Origin of the sequence: Dactylosporangium sp. NPDC000244 (assembly GCF_040300725.1) — a bacterium.
In the GTDB taxonomy this organism is placed as follows: domain Bacteria; phylum Actinomycetota; class Actinomycetes; order Mycobacteriales; family Micromonosporaceae; genus Dactylosporangium.
In genome coordinates, this window is the sequence record NZ_JBEPEH010000017.1 from 16,833 (window position 1) to 31,465 (window position 14,633).

Sequence of the window (14,633 nt, forward strand, 5' to 3'; positions counted from 1 at the left end):
TGGCATGGTCGCGACGTGGATGGTGCGCTTTCGGGCCTGGCTGAGAGACGCTTGGCGGCCGTACTCGTCGACAGGTTGGGCGAGGAGCCGACGGTCGTGCTGAACGGGCCGCGAACGGTCGGTAAGAGCACGCTGCTCAATGGGACCGCGCGGCGGCTCAACAAAACCGTGATCGACTGCGACGATCCGGCCACTCGGGCCGCGGTCCGAAGCGACCCGGGTCGATTCGTGGAAGGATCTGGCCCGGTCTTCATCGACGAGTTTCAGCACGTCCCGGAGCTCCTCGATGCGATCAAGGCCGAGCTCAACCGTGATCTGAGTCCAGGCCGTTTCGTGCTCGCCGGATCGACGCGCTATTCGACCCTGCCGCAGGCTGGTCAGTCGTTGACGGGGCGCGTCGACATCATCGATGTTCTGCCGCTTGCTCAGATGGAGATCGATGGCAATGGCGCGGAGCCATTCGTCCATCAGTTACTCGCCGGCCGCGCGTCCGAGGTCTTGGCAGACCGCTCGACGACGAGCCGAGAGGAGTACGCCCGGCGCGTGACGTCCGGCGGCATGCCTGTCGCGTTGCGGCGTCCGCCTGGGAGATCGCGCTCGCGGTGGTACAGCAACTATCTCGATCTCGTGATCGAGCGTGACGTTATCGAGCTCAGTCGCGTCCGGCAGCGCGGGATGCTGCCTCGCCTGCTGAATCAGCTCGCCGCGCGTTCGGGACAGGTACTGAATATCGCGGCGACCGCGCAGGCGCTCGGAATGGAGAAGAGTAGCGCCGAGAACTACGTGCGGCTCCTCGAAGCGGTGTTTCTGATCCAGCGTCTGCCCGCCTGGGGGACGACTCTGGGTTCCCGGGTGGCGCGCCAGCCCAAGGTGCATGTGGTTGACGCCGGGGTGATGGCCTGGCTGCTCGGACTGAGTCCGGAGAAGATCTCGCGGTCGGATCCGGCCGTCCTGACCGACTATGGCCACTTGATCGAGACGTTCGCCGTGGGCGAGGTTCTGAAGCAGCTCAGTTGGTGGGACGCGCCGGTCGTCGCAGGTCATTTCCGGACTGCGGCTGGCGACGAGGTCGACCTTGTCGTCGAGAGCGACGACGGCGACGTCATCGCTTTCGAGATCAAGGCCGGAACTCGTGTCCACGGCGAGGACCTGCGCGGGATTCGGGCACTCCGCAGCAGGCTCGGTGCCCGGCTTGCCGCTGCCGTCGTGCTGTACACGGGGGATCATGCATTCACGCATGAAGAGGGTGCGCTGGTCGTGCCCCTCGACGCGCTGTGGAGATGACTGGAGACGGCCGGCTACCAGCCGCGGGCGCGCCATTCCTCCAGGGAGGGGCGCTCGGCGCCGATCGTGGACTTCTTGCCGTGGCCGGGATAGAAGGTCACGCCGTCGTCGAGGCGGTCGAAGAGCTTCGTGGTCACGTCGTGGATGAGGGAGTCGAAGTCGGCCTTGTTGCCGTGCGTGTTGCCCACGCCGCCCGGGAAGAGGCTGTCGCCGGTGAAGAGGTGGCCGCCCTCGCCCGCGTAGTACAGGGCGATCGACCCCGGCGTGTGCCCCACGAGGTGGATGACGGAGAGGGCGCAGTCGCCGACGTGGAGGGTGTCGCCCTCGTTCAGGTGGCCGGTCACGACCGGGATCTCGGGGGCGTCCGCGGGGTGGGCCAGGGACTGGGCGCCGGTCGCGTCGAGCACGTCCTGCAGCGCGAACCAGTGGTCCTGGTGGCGGTGCGTGGTGACCACCGCGCGGATGCCGCCCGGTTCGATGAACCGCAGCAGGCGTTCGGCGTCGTTGGCGGCGTCGATCAGCACCGCGTCGCCGTCGGCCCGGCAGCGCAGGAGGTATGCGTTGTTGTCCATCGGCCCCACGGAGATGGACGAGATCTCGAGTCCGGTGCTCATTTCCAGGCCTCCAGGTCGGGCAGTGCTCCGGTCAGTTCGGCGCCGTCGCCGCGGCCGGTGAGCCAGGCGGCGAGCGCGTGGACCGGGCCGCGCACGGTCGCGGCGCCGGGGACGGCGAGCAGGACGGTGCCGTCGGGGGCTTCCAGGGTGGCCGCGCGCGGGGTGGCCGGGTCGTGCAGGAGGCGCCGGGGGAAGGCCTCGGGCCAGTCGGCCGGGCCGTAGCCGGCGTCCAGGTCGACGTGGTGCAGCTCAACCTCGCAGAGGCGGGACCAGACCAGGCGGGCGGCGGGGATCTCGGTGCCGGAGGGCATGGTCACGACCGTGGACCAGGCCTCGGCCGGCATCGCGTCGATCGCCGTCGACAGGCGGGTGGCGGACGCGGCCAGGTCGGCCAGCTGGACCGACGGCGGGCGGGGGGCGCCCGCCTCGATGTCGGCCTCGCGGGCCTCGCGGCTCGAGTACGCCGGGGTGCGCGTCCCGGTGCGGGCCCACGTCAGGAGGTTGACGTAGGCGTCGGCGTTGCGGGCGAGGTGGGTGACCACGTGGCCCCTCGTCCAGCCGGCGCACAGGGAGGGTTCGTTCAGCGACAGGGACTCGACGGTGGTGAGGAGGCGCTCGGTGGCGCGCTCGAGCTCGGGGGTGAGGACCAGCGGATCGGCGGTCACGCGCTCCACACTATCGCTGCCGCACCCCGACCGCGGGCGGCAGGTCGCCGACGGCCCAGTGCAGCTCGTCCTCCCAGTCGGCGACGCTGAGGTCCACGGACTCGAAGGACAGGCGGGCGCCGATGGGCTTGCCGAGGTACCCCGCGAAAAGATCATGCACCACGACCAGCCGCTGCCCGACCGCGAACCCCGCGGGGTCCGCGCCCGCCGCCGAGCGCACCTCCAGGCGGCCGTAGATGCCCATGTCGGCGTCGGTCCCGCGCTCCTCGACGATCACGTCCAGGATCTCGTCCTCGGCGCCGACGTGGAAGCCGTAGCACGCGCCGCCGAAGGTGAGCCAGAACCGCATCAGCGAGTCGTCCTGCCCTGGGGAGACGTGCCACTGCACATCGGCCCGCTCGAGGCGGAGTCCGACGGCACCGGCCAAGACATGCGAGGGGAGCACGTCCCCGACCATAGCCCCGATATTCGGTTTCGCGTTGCGGACGCGCTACCTACCGTGGGTTTCCGAACGTCCGTTCGGATTGGAAGGACTACCGTGAGTATCGATCTGTCGGCCCTCGGCTGGGACGACGGCTTCGCCGAGGCCTTCGGGCCCTTCGCCGTGCCCGGGCAGCGGCCCGCGCGGGTGAGCCGCGTGGACCGTGGTGTCTGCACCGCGCTCACGGCGGGCGGACCCGTGCGCGCCAGCGCGGCCGGTGGACTGCTCGCCCGGGCCGTGCGCGACCCCGGCGCGCTGCCGTGTGCGGGGGACTGGCTGGTCGTGCGCGACTGGCCGGACGGGCGGCTGACGGCGGAGGCGATACTGCCCAGACGCACCGCCATCGTCCGCGCGACGGCCGGCGAGGAGTCGTTCGGGCAGGTGCTCGCGGCCAACGTGGACGCCGTCGCCGTCGTCGAGCCCGTCGACCCGTCGCCCGACCTCGGGCGCATCGAACGCCTGCTGGCGCTCGCGTGGGAGTCAGGGGCACAGCCGCATCTGGTACTGACGAAATCCGATCTGGCCGCCGATCCCGAGGCGATCGCCGCGCAGATGCCGGGCCGGGCCTCGGGCGTCGCGGTGCACGCGGTCAGCGCGCGGACCGGGCTCGGCCTCGCCGCGCTGCGCCCGCTCGTCGCGCACGGCCGCACGCTCGGGCTGCTCGGGCAGTCCGGCGCGGGCAAGTCGAGCCTGGTCAACGCGCTCGCCGGGGCGCCGGTGATGCAGACGCGCGCCCTGCGCACAGACGGACGCGGGCGGCACACGACCACATATCGGGCGTTGATCCCGATGCCGGAGGGCGGCGCGGTGCTGGACACGCCCGGTGTCCGGCTGGTCGGCATGTTCGACACGGTGGCCGGCCTCGACCGGGCGTTCACGGATGTGACGCTGCTCGCCCAGGACTGCCGGTTCCAGGACTGCCGCCACGCTGACGAGCCCGGATGCGCCGTGCGGGCGGCCGTCGAGGACGGCGAGCTGAGCCCGCGCCGATACGCGAGCTGGCAGAAACTGCAAAAAGAGCAGAAGCTGGCAGCGGTACGCCGGGTGCGTCGCGAAAGCCGCGAGCGCCGCCGTCCGGCCCGGGGCTAGCTGGGCCGCTTCCCCCGTTCGAGGTCCCCTCGCGCGGGCGGCGGCCGAAAAATGTCATACCCCCTGGCTAGAGTTGTCGGCTGGCACCGGGACGGTGTTCCAACCGGACGAATACTGCCAAGGGGAAGCATGTCCGACCGCTTGATCATCCGTGGCGCACGGGAGCACAACCTCCGCGACGTCAGTCTTGACCTGCCGCGCGACGCGATGATCGTGTTCACCGGGCTCTCCGGCTCCGGCAAGTCGAGCCTGGCGTTCGACACGATCTTCGCCGAGGGTCAGCGGCGTTACGTGGAGTCGCTGTCGTCCTATGCGCGGCAGTTCCTCGGCCAGATGGACAAGCCCGACGTGGACTTCATCGAGGGCCTGTCCCCGGCGGTCTCCATCGACCAGAAGTCGACCTCGCGCAACCCGCGCTCGACGGTCGGCACCATCACCGAGGTCTACGACTACCTGCGGCTGCTCTACGCGCGCGTCGGCGAGCCGCACTGCCCCGTCTGCGGCGAGCTGATCACCAAGCAGACGCCGCAGCAGATCGTCGACCGCGTCCTGGCCATGGAGGAGGGCACCCGGTTCCAGGTGCTCGCGCCGGTGGTGCGGGGGCGCAAGGGCGAATACGTCGACCTCTTCGCCGAGCTGCAGTCCAAGGGCTACGCCCGGGCGCGCATCGACGGCGTCGTGCACCCGCTGACCGAGCCGCCGAAGCTCAAGAAGCAGGAGAAGCACACCATCGAGGTGGTCGTCGACCGGCTCGCGGTGAAGAAGACGGCCAAGCAGCGGCTCACCGACTCGGTGGAGACCGCGCTCAAGCTCGCCGCCGGCATCGTCATCCTCGAGTTCGTCGACGTGCCCGAGGACGACGAGCACCGCGAGCGGCTGTTCTCCGAGCATCTCGCGTGCCCCAACGAGCATCCGCTGTCGATCGAGGACCTCGAGCCCCGGTCGTTCTCGTTCAACGCGCCCTACGGGGCCTGCCCCGACTGCACCGGCATCGGCACCAAGAAAGAGGTCGACCCGGAGCTGATCATCCCGGACCCGGAGCGCACGCTGCGCGAGGGCGCCATCGCGCCCTGGGCCACCGGGCACACGCTCGACTACTTCCTGCGGCTGCTCGAGGCGCTCGGCGACGAGGAGGGCTTCACGCTCGACACCCCGTGGCGGGCGCTGTCGTCGCGGGGCCAGAAGGCGATCCTGCACGGCTCCGAGGACCAGGTCCACGTGCGGTATCGCAACAAGTACGGCCGCGAGCGCTCCTACTACACCGGCTTCGAGGGCGTGGTGCAGTGGATCGAGCGGCGCCACGCCGACACCGAGAGCGACTGGTCGCGGGACAAATACGAGGGGTACATGCGCGATGTCCCCTGCGGCACCTGCGGCGGCACCCGGCTCAAGCCCGAGATCCTCGCGGTGACGATCGCCGGGCGCAGCATCGCCGACGTGTGCAACCTGTCCGTCGGCGAGTGCGCGGAGCTGCTCGGCGCGATGGAGCTCACCGACCGGCAGAAGATGATCGCCGAGCGGGTGCTCAAGGAGATCAACGCCCGGCTGCGCTTCCTGGTCGACGTCGGCCTGGACTACCTCTCGCTCGACCGGGGCGCCGGCACGCTGTCCGGCGGCGAGGCCCAGCGCATCCGGCTCGCCACCCAGATCGGTTCCGGCCTGGTGGGTGTGCTCTACGTGCTCGACGAGCCCAGCATCGGCCTGCACCAGCGGGACAACCACCGGCTCATCGAGACCCTGGTGCGGCTCAAGAAGCTCGGCAACACGCTCATCGTGGTCGAGCACGACGAGGACACCATCCGCACCGCCGACTGGATCGTGGACATCGGGCCCGGCGCCGGCGAGCACGGCGGGAAGGTCGTGCACAGCGGGCCCTACGAGGGGCTGGTGTCGACCGAGGAGTCGGTGACGGGGGCGTATCTCTCCGGCCGCCGCAGCATCCCGACGCCGGAGATCCGCCGGCCCCGCACGCCCGGCCGCGAGCTCGTGGTGGTCGGCGCGCGCGAGCACAACCTGCACAACCTGACGGTGCCGTTCCCGCTGGGCCAGCTCACCGCGGTCACCGGCGTCTCCGGCTCCGGCAAGTCCACGCTGGTCAACGACATCCTGCACGCGGTGCTGGCCAACACGGTCAACGGCGCGCGGCTGGTGCCGGGGCGGCACACCCGCATCTCCGGGCTCGACCTCGTCGACAAGGTCGTCGGGGTGGACCAGTCGCCGATCGGGCGCACGCCGCGGTCCAACCCGGCGACGTACACCGGCGTCTTCGACAACATCCGCAAGCTCTTCGCGGAGACGACGGAGGCGAAGGTGCGCGGCTACGGCCCGGGCCGCTTCTCCTTCAACGTCAAGGGCGGGCGCTGCGAGGCGTGCGCGGGCGACGGCACGATCAAGATCGAGATGAACTTCCTCCCCGACGTGTACGTCCCCTGCGAGGTGTGCAAGGGCGCGCGGTACAACCGCGAGACCCTCGAGGTGCACTACAAGGGCCGCACCATCGCCGAGGTGCTGGACATGCCGATCGACGAGGCCGAGGGCTTCTTCGAGGCCATCCCGGCGATCCACCGCCACCTGAAGACCCTGGTCGACGTCGGCCTCGGCTACGTGCGGCTCGGCCAGCCCGCGCCGACCCTCTCCGGCGGCGAGGCCCAGCGGGTGAAGCTGGCCTCGGAGCTGCAGAAGCGCTCGACCGGGCGGACGGTGTACGTGCTCGACGAGCCCACCACCGGCCTGCACTTCGAGGACATCCGCAAGCTGCTGCTCGTGCTGCAGGGCCTCGTGGACAAGGGCAACACGGTGATCGTCATCGAGCACAACCTCGACGTCATCAAGGCCGCGGACTGGATCATCGACATGGGGCCGGAGGGCGGCCACAAGGGCGGGACGGTCGTCGGCACCGGGACGCCGGAGGAGATCGCGGAGCTGCCGGAGAGCTACACGGGGCAGTTCCTGCGGCACACGCTGGGGCTGTCGGGCGAGGCCGGCGGCGACTCAGCGGCTCGGGACCGGGCGGCGCAGGCCAACGGGACCAAGCCGGTCGCCGCGCCACGGAAGACGGCCAAGGCGGCGGCCCCGGCGAAGGCTGCTGCTCCGGCCAAGGCCGCGCCGGTCAAGGCGGCCGCTGCTGCGAAGAAGGCGGCGCCGCGCAAGACGGCGGCGAAGAAGGCTGCGGCCAAGCGCTGAGTGTTTGCTGTGAAAGGCCCCGGGGCGGTGTTCGCCGCTCCGGGGCCTTTGCGATATGTCGGGCGCTCCGCGCCGCGACATATCGGATTTATACCTCGCCGGGAGATATGTCGGATCAGCGGGTTTCGAGGGCGGGCGGAGGCACCCAGGCGGCGCTGCTACGGTGGCCGCTGGCGAGGCTGACCTCAGGAGGAACCACGTGCCAGACGAGGACGTCTTCAACCTCTGCGCCGCCCGGCGCACGCTGCTGCTGGGTGCGGGCGCGATGGGCATCGCCGTGCTGGCCGGCTGCGGCGGCGGGGACGAGCCCGCGCCGGGCGCCGGCGGCAACCCGGCCGGTTCGAGCGCGCCCGCCGCGCCCGCCACGACCGGCGGGAACCCGTTCGACGACAGCAGCCCGGGCGGCGATGCCGGGGTCCAGGTGCCGGCCAACGCGCTGGTCGCCGTGGGCGAGGTGCCGGTCGGCGGCGGCGTGATCGTCAAGGACACGGTGCTGGTGGTGCAGCCGGCGAAGGGGTCGTTCAAGGCGTACGACGCGGCCTGCCCGCACCAGGGCGCGATCGTCGACCCGCCGTTCGACGGCAACCCGATCATCATGTGCCCGCGGCACAACTCGAAGTTCAAGGTCTCCGACGGCTCCAAGGTCGACGGGCCCACGCCGGGCGGGCTCAAGACCGTCAAGGTGGGCGTCAAGAGCGGGTACGTCGTCCGGGCCTGATCGTCGCTCCGCGTGATGTCCCGATTGCGGTTTGGGCGCTGGATTCACAGTTTTTGTTGAGCATTGAACCGTATCCTCCATCCTCTGTGTATCTCTGGCCGCAGCCCGCGGGCACACGACCATTGGAGGAGCTTGATGAGTGAGACGACCCGCCGCGCGGTACTCGCCGGGGCGGCCGGTGTGACGGCCGTGTCCGTCCTGGCCGCCTGCGGAGACGACAAGGGTGGATCGGACAGCACTGCCGGCTCCGGCTCGGGCGCCAGCCCCGGTGGCCCGATCGCGAAGAAGGCCGACATCCCGGTGGGCGGGGGCAAGATCGTCTCCGACGACGGCGGGACGGTCATCACGCAGCCGGAGTCCGGGACGTACAAGGCCTTCACGGCGATCTGCACCCACCAGCAGTGCGTGGTCACGGACGTGGCGAACAACAACATCAACTGCAAGTGCCACGGCAGCACGTTCTCGGCCGCGGACGGATCCGCGACCAACCCGCCGGCGACCGCCCCGCTGCAGGAGAAGAAGCTCCGCTTCGAGGGCGACGACATCTACATCACGGCGTGACCCGATCGGGGGCCGGTCCGCGCGACCGGCCCCCGATTTTCTGTCGTACCCCCCGGATAGTCTCGAAGCGTGCCTGACCCGTCCACGTATCGACCAGCACCGGGGACCATTCCGGACACCCCGGGTGTCTACCGCTTCTACGACCCGTCCGGCCGGGTCATCTACGTGGGCAAGGCCAAGAGCCTCCGGCAACGGCTCAGCAGCTACTTCGCCGACCTGTGGACGCTGCACTCGCGCACCCAGCAGATGGTCACCACGGCGGCGCGGGTCGACTGGGTGACCGTCGGCACCGAGGTCGAGGCGCTCCAGCTGGAGTACAACTGGATCAAGGCCTACGATCCGCGGTTCAACGTCCGGTATCGCGATGACAAGAGCTATCCCTATCTCGCCGTCACGCTCGACGAGGCGTATCCGCGGCTGCAGGTGATGCGCGGGGCCAAGCGCAAGGGCGTGCGCTATTTCGGGCCGTATGCCCACGCCTGGGCCATCCGCGAGGTGCTCGACCTGCTGCTGCGGGTGTTCCCGGCCCGCACGTGCTCGTCCGGCGTCTTCAAGCGCGCGGGGCAGATCGGCCGGCCGTGCCTGCTGGGCTACATCGGCAAGTGCTCGGCCCCGTGCGTGGACCGGGTGAGCGAGGACGAGCACCGCGCCATCGTCGAGGCCTTCTGCGACTTCATGGCCGGCAAGACCGACACCATGGTCAAGCAGCTCGAGCGGGAGATGTACCAGGCCTCGGACGAGCTGGACTTCGAGCGCGCCGCGCGGCTGCGCGACGACCTCGGGGCGCTGCGGCGGGCCATGGAGAAGCAGGCCGTCGTGCTCGGCGACGGCACCGACGCCGACGTGGTTGCGTTCGCCGACGACCCGCTCGAGGCCGCGGTGCAGGTCTTCCACGTGCGCGGCGGGCGGGTGCGCGGCCAGCGCGGCTGGATCGTGGAGAAGACCGAGGACCTGACCCCGGGCGATCTCGTGCACCACTTCTGCACGCAGATCTACGGCAGCGAGGCCGGGGCCGAGGCCGCCGACCTGCCCCGCGAGCTGCTCGTGCCGGAGCTGCCGGCCGACGTCGACGCGCTCGCCGACTGGCTCACCCGGCTGCGGGGCAGCCGCGTGTCGATCCGGGTGCCGCAGCGCGGGGACAAGAAGACGCTCGCCGAGACCGTGGCGCGCAACGCCGAGCAGGCGCTGCAGCAGCACAAGCTGCGCCGGGCCGGCGACCTGAGCACGCGCAGCAAGGCCCTCGAGGAGATCGCCGAGGCGCTCGCGATGCCGACCGCGCCGCTGCGCATCGAGTGCTACGACATTTCGCAGATCCAGGGCACCGACGTGGTCGCGAGCATGGTCGTGTTCGAGGACGGGCTGTCGCGCAAGAGCGAATACCGGCGGTTCGCGATCAACGGCGACACCGACGACGTCTCCGCGATCTCCGAGGTGCTGCGGCGGCGGTTCGCCCGCTACCTCGACGCCAAGGTCGAGATCGACGAGGCCGCCGAGACCGACCCGTCCCGCCCCGGTATCGACCCGACGACCGGGCGGCCGCGCAAGTTCGCCTACCCGCCCCAGCTCGTCGTCGTCGACGGCGGCCAGCCCCAGGTCAACGCGGCCGCGCAGGTGCTGCTGGACCTGGGCATCGACGACATCACCGTCTGCGGCCTCGCCAAGCGCCTCGAGGAGGTGTGGCTGCCGGAGGACGAGTTCCCGGTGATCCTGCCCCGGAGCTCCGAGGGTTTGTACCTCCTGCAGCGCGTCCGCGACGAGGCGCACCGCTTCGCCATCACGTACCACCGGCAGAAGCGCTCGAAGCGCATGACGGCCTCGTCGCTCGACTCGGTGCCCGGCCTCGGCGAGATCCGCCGCAAGGCGCTGCTGCGGCATTTCGGGTCGCTGAAACGGCTGAAGGCCGCGACCCTGGAGGAGATCGCGGAGGTGCCCGGCATCGGGCGCCGCACGGCGGAGGCGATTCAGGCGGCGCTGAACCCGGATCCGCTCGCCTCGGCCCGCCGCCCCGCGGACGCCGTGCCCGATCCGGCCCCGCCCGTCTCGCCCTCGGACCCTGCTCCGGACTCGGGTGCTGATGCGCGTGCGGACGCCGGGCCGTTCATGGAGGCGGCGTCGCCTAGAACGGTCGCTGGTTCGCTGACGGATTCGGCGGTCTCGGGGTCGGAGCGCGGTTGGCTCGCGTCGGACGGTTCGGAGGCGGTTGTGGCGGGGGCTGAGGGTGCTGAAGCAGGCGCGGCGGAGGCGGGTTCCGAAGGCGGGCCGGTCGCGTCGGGCCGGTCGGCCGGAGACGTGCGCGGGGCGGGGTGGCCGCGGGGCGAGGTGTCGCACGCCGGCGGTGATCCGGACGTGGCCGTGGAGATCGACGCGGGGGGCTCTGAGGCCGTTCGTCCCCGGGTCGAGGTGACACGGATGGGGGACACGCCGGAGGTGATCGTCGAGGCCGGCGACACGCCCGAACGCGGGTCAGGAGACGGGGCCAGCAGGGGCGGAGCGGTCGACGAGGCCGTGGAGGAGGCCGGGGCTGGAGATACCGCGAACTAGTGCAAACCGACCGACCGTCCGATGCCGCGCGCCGCACGACATAAACTCGTCGTCGTGTCGAGAGATGGCGACGTGCCGAGAGGCGCCACCGCGGACGACGGCGGGGCCCAACCGACTGTCAGCAGCACCGGCGAGTTCGCGGAGGGTGCGTTCTTCGATGCGGAGCGTGCCGAGATCGCAGGGCGCGCGGACGCGGGGGAGGGCTTCGGCGCCGGGGAGGTGGACCCCGCCGAGGGGAACCTGTCCGGGCGCAACACCACCGACCTCGTGATCGTGACCGGCGTGTCCGGTGGCGGCCGCAGCACCGTGGCGCGGGCGCTCGAGAACGTCGGGTACTACGTCGTGGACAACCTGCCCCAGGCGCTGCTGCTCGACATGGCCGAGCTCGCGCACGCGGCGCAGGGCGCGGTCCGGCGCACCGCGATGGTGCTGGACGTGCGCAGCCACGCCTTCTCGACCGACCTGCCGGGCGCGGTGAAGTCGCTGCGGGAGCGGGGCTTCAACCCGCGGATGGTGTTCGTCGACGCCGACGACGAGGTGCTGATCCGGCGCTTCGAGAGCGTGCGGCGCTCGCACCCGCTGCAGGGCGCCGGGCGGCTCTCCGACGGCATCGCGGCCGAGCGGAAGCTGCTGCTGGAGGCGCGCGAGCAGGCCGACGTCCTGATCGACACGAGCCACCTCAACGTCAACCAGCTGCGCGGGCGCATCGAGGAGATGTTCGGCGAGGAAGACACGACCCAGATCAGGGTCACGGTGCTGTCCTTCGGGTTCAAGTACGGCCTGCCGCCCGACGCCGACTTCGTGCTCGACGCGCGCTTCCTGCCCAACCCGTACTGGGTGCCGGAGCTGCGCGAGCACACCGGGCGGGAGACGGACGTCAGCCGGTACGTGCTGGGGCAGCGCGGGGCGATCACGTTCGTGGAGACGTACGCCCGCCTCATCAACGCGACGGCGCCGGGCTTCGAGCGCGAGGGGAAGCGCTACCTCACGATCGCCGTCGGCTGCACGGGCGGCAAGCACCGCAGCGTCGCCATCGCCGAGGAGCTCGCCCGGCGGCTGCGCGAGATGCGGCTCGCGGCCTCGCCGCAGCACCGCGACCTGGGACGCGAATGACGAGCCGGCCCACGGGCGGCAACGACGCCGCACGGACCCCGGCCGCGAAGGACCCCGCACCCGCGCCCGGCCGCCGACGCTCCAAGGCGTCCAGATCCGCACCGGCCGGCGACGGCCGCGCCGAGCCGCCCGCTGCCGCCGAGGCGCCGGACGGGGAAGGACGGCCGCAGAGCCGGTCCAAGTCCGTCGCCGCCGCCGACAACGGCCGCGGCCAGATGCACGCGCGCGTGCAACCGGCCGGCGCGGAGCGGGACACCCCGCGCGAGGCGGTCAGGGTCGTCGCGTTCGGGGGCGGGCACGGGCTGTCCGCGACGCTGCGTGCGCTGCGGATCGTGCAGCGTGGCCGACCGCTCGACATCACCGCCGTCGTGACCGTCGCCGACGACGGCGGCTCCAGCGGCCGGCTGCGCCAGACGCGCGACATCCTGCCGCCGGGCGACCTGCGCCAGGCCCTCGCCGCGCTCGCCGACGAGACGGCCACCGCCGAGCTGTTCCAGCACCGGTTCACCGGCGAGGACGACATCGCCGGGCACCCGGTCGGGAATCTGGTGCTCGTCGCGTTGATGGAGCAGGCCGGCGACCCGGTGGCCGCGCTCGATCGGGCGGCGGCGCTGCTGCGCTGCGGCGGGCGGGTGCTGCCCATGTCGCGGGACCCGCTGCACATCGAGGCGGACCTGTCCGAGGACGGGGAGGTCGTCACCGTGCGCGGGCAGCACGAGGTCGCGGTCACCACCAAGACCATCGACCGCGTGCGGCTGACGCCGGACGCGCCCGAGGCGTGCGCCGAGGCGGTGCGGGCCGTGCGCGAGGCGGACTGGCTGCTGTTCGGGCCCGGCTCGTGGTTCACCAGCGTGATTCCGCACCTGCTCGTGCCCGGGCTGGCCGACGCCATCCGGGACAGCGCGGGCCGGCGGCTGGTCACGCTCAACCTCGCGGCCGACAGCGAGACCGCGGGGCTGACGCTGCCGGAGCACCTGGCCGCCCTGCCCCGTTACCTACCTGGATTGCACGTCGATGTAGTTCTTGCCGACGGGAAAGCCGTAGGCGACCCCGAACCGGTCCATCGTGCGGCAGAATCGCTTGGTGCGCGGCTGGTGCTGGCCCCGGTCGCCGTCGATGACGGGGGGCCCCGGCACGACCCGCAGGCGCTGGCGGCGGCGCTCGACCCATTGCTGCAGGTCGACGCAGGCAAGACCGCCCGGACGACCGCCAGGATCGCGCGCGGTGCCGGGATGAGAAGTGAGAACGGCTCGCGGACCAACGGGGGTCGGGCGCGTGCCGGTACGGACGGGGACATCACTGTGAACACGAAATCCGCGAGGTGACGACAGAATGGCGATGACCGCTGCGGTCAAGGACGAGCTCAGCCGGGTGGACGTGGCCAAGCCCTGCTGCCGGCGAGCCGAGATGGCCGCGCTGTTGCGCTTCGCGGGAGGGCTGCACATCGTCTCGGGCCGGGTGGTCGTCGAGGCCGAGCTCGACACCAACGCCGCCGCGCGCCGGCTGCGTCGCGAGGTGTCGGAGGTGTACGGGTACGGCAGCGAAATCCACGTCCTCGCGTCGGGCGGCCTGCGCAAGGCCAGCCACTTCATCGTGCGCGTGGTCAAGGACGGCGAGGCCCTCGCCCGCCAGACCGGCCTGCTCGACGTGCGCGGACGTCCCGTGCGCGGGCTCCCGCCGCACGTCGTGTCGGCGAACATGTGCTGCGCGGTCGCCGCGTGGCGGGGTGCCTTCCTCGCGCACGGCTCGCTGACCGAGCCCGGGCGTAGCTGTGCGCTGGAGATCACGTGCCCGGGTCCCGAGGCGGCGCTCGCGCTCGTCGGGGCGGCGCGGCGGATCGGGATCACCGCGAAGGCGCGCGAGGTGCGCGGGGTCGACCGGGTCGTGGTCAAGGACGGCGACGCGATCGCCGCGCTGCTCACCCGCATCGGCGCCCACCAGAGCGTGCTGACCTGGGAGGAGCGCCGGGTGCGGCGCGAGGTGCGGGCCACCGCCAACCGGCTGGCCAACTTCGACGACGCCAACCTGCGCCGCTCGGCGCGCGCCGCGGTCGCCGCCGCCGCCCGGGTCGCGCGGGCCATGGAGATCCTCGCCGACACCGCGCCCGACCACCTGTTCAGCGCGGGCACGCTGCGGCTCGAGCACCGCCAGGCGTCGCTGGAGGAGCTCGGCGCGCTCGCCGACCCGCCGCTGACCAAGGACGCGATCGCCGGCCGTATAAGGCGTCTGCTGGCGCTGGCCGACAAGCGCGCCCGTGACCTGGGCATTCCCGACACCGAGTCGGCCGTGACCCCGGAGATGCTGGTCGGCTGACGCCGAATCCGACATAAGCGCCGTCAGGGTATAAATCCGATAAGTCGTGGCGCGGAGCGCCCGACTTATCG

At 71.6% G+C, this 14,633-nt stretch carries 9 protein-coding genes and 3 pseudogenes; 9 read left to right on the forward strand and 3 right to left on the reverse strand.

From position 1 onward, the window contains the following. Nucleotides 1-15 precede the first annotated feature (15 nt). Entirely contained in the window at nucleotides 16-1,284 is a 1,269-nt protein-coding gene (locus ABT369_RS24375) for an ATP-binding protein (protein WP_350615182.1), read from the forward strand. Nucleotides 1,285-1,298: 14 nt separating this feature from the next. Here ABT369_RS24375 and ABT369_RS24380 read toward each other — a convergent pair whose 3' ends face one another. The 3 genes from ABT369_RS24380 to ABT369_RS24390 are packed head-to-tail and all read right to left on the reverse strand — an operon-like array spanning nucleotide 1,299 to nucleotide 3,008. Beyond that, nucleotides 1,299-1,898, reverse strand: coding sequence for an MBL fold metallo-hydrolase (locus ABT369_RS24380; RefSeq protein WP_350615183.1), 600 nt, complete (start codon nucleotides 1,896-1,898; stop codon nucleotides 1,299-1,301). After that, complete coding sequence (locus ABT369_RS24385; RefSeq protein ID WP_350615185.1) at nucleotides 1,895-2,563, reverse strand: maleylpyruvate isomerase family mycothiol-dependent enzyme; 669 nt, start codon at nucleotides 2,561-2,563, stop codon at nucleotides 1,895-1,897. The genes ABT369_RS24380 and ABT369_RS24385 overlap by 4 nt, the downstream gene beginning before the upstream one ends. A 10-nt stretch (nucleotides 2,564-2,573) precedes the next feature. Then, complete coding sequence (locus tag ABT369_RS24390; protein WP_350615186.1) at nucleotides 2,574-3,008, reverse strand: hypothetical protein; 435 nt, start codon at nucleotides 3,006-3,008, stop codon at nucleotides 2,574-2,576. 93 nt (nucleotides 3,009-3,101) lie between these two features. Here ABT369_RS24390 and rsgA point away from each other — a divergent pair, with 93 nt between their 5' ends. The 8 genes and pseudogenes from rsgA (at nucleotide 3,102) to whiA (ending at nucleotide 14,562) form a co-directional block, all read left to right on the forward strand. After that, nucleotides 3,102-4,133: a ribosome small subunit-dependent GTPase A gene (gene rsgA, locus ABT369_RS24395; RefSeq protein WP_350615187.1), complete on the forward strand. Its 1,032-nt coding sequence runs from the start codon at nucleotides 3,102-3,104 to the stop codon at nucleotides 4,131-4,133. 129 nt (nucleotides 4,134-4,262) lie between these two features. Next, a pseudogene (uvrA, locus tag ABT369_RS24400) lies at nucleotides 4,263-7,202 on the forward strand (excinuclease ABC subunit UvrA); the annotation flags it as partial. 313 nt (nucleotides 7,203-7,515) lie between these two features. After that, entirely contained in the window at nucleotides 7,516-8,034 is a 519-nt protein-coding gene (locus ABT369_RS24405; protein WP_350615188.1) for a Rieske (2Fe-2S) protein, read from the forward strand. A 135-nt stretch (nucleotides 8,035-8,169) separates the two neighbouring features. Further along, nucleotides 8,170-8,595, forward strand: coding sequence for a QcrA and Rieske domain-containing protein (locus ABT369_RS24410; RefSeq protein ID WP_350615190.1), 426 nt, complete (start codon nucleotides 8,170-8,172; stop codon nucleotides 8,593-8,595). 69 nt (nucleotides 8,596-8,664) lie between these two features. Next, nucleotides 8,665-10,599, forward strand: a pseudogene (uvrC, locus tag ABT369_RS24415) (excinuclease ABC subunit UvrC); the annotation flags it as partial. A gap of 756 nt (nucleotides 10,600-11,355) precedes the next feature. Continuing rightward, entirely contained in the window at nucleotides 11,356-12,249 is an 894-nt protein-coding gene (gene rapZ / locus ABT369_RS24420; RefSeq protein WP_350615462.1) for an RNase adapter RapZ, read from the forward strand. 215 nt (nucleotides 12,250-12,464) lie between these two features. Further along, nucleotides 12,465-13,424: pseudogene (locus ABT369_RS24425) on the forward strand (gluconeogenesis factor YvcK family protein); the annotation flags it as partial. Nucleotides 13,425-13,581: 157 nt separating this feature from the next. Further along, a complete protein-coding gene (gene whiA / locus ABT369_RS24430; RefSeq protein WP_350615192.1) occupies nucleotides 13,582-14,562 on the forward strand; it encodes a DNA-binding protein WhiA in 981 nt (326 codons plus the stop codon). Nucleotides 14,563-14,633: the final 71 nt, after the last annotated feature.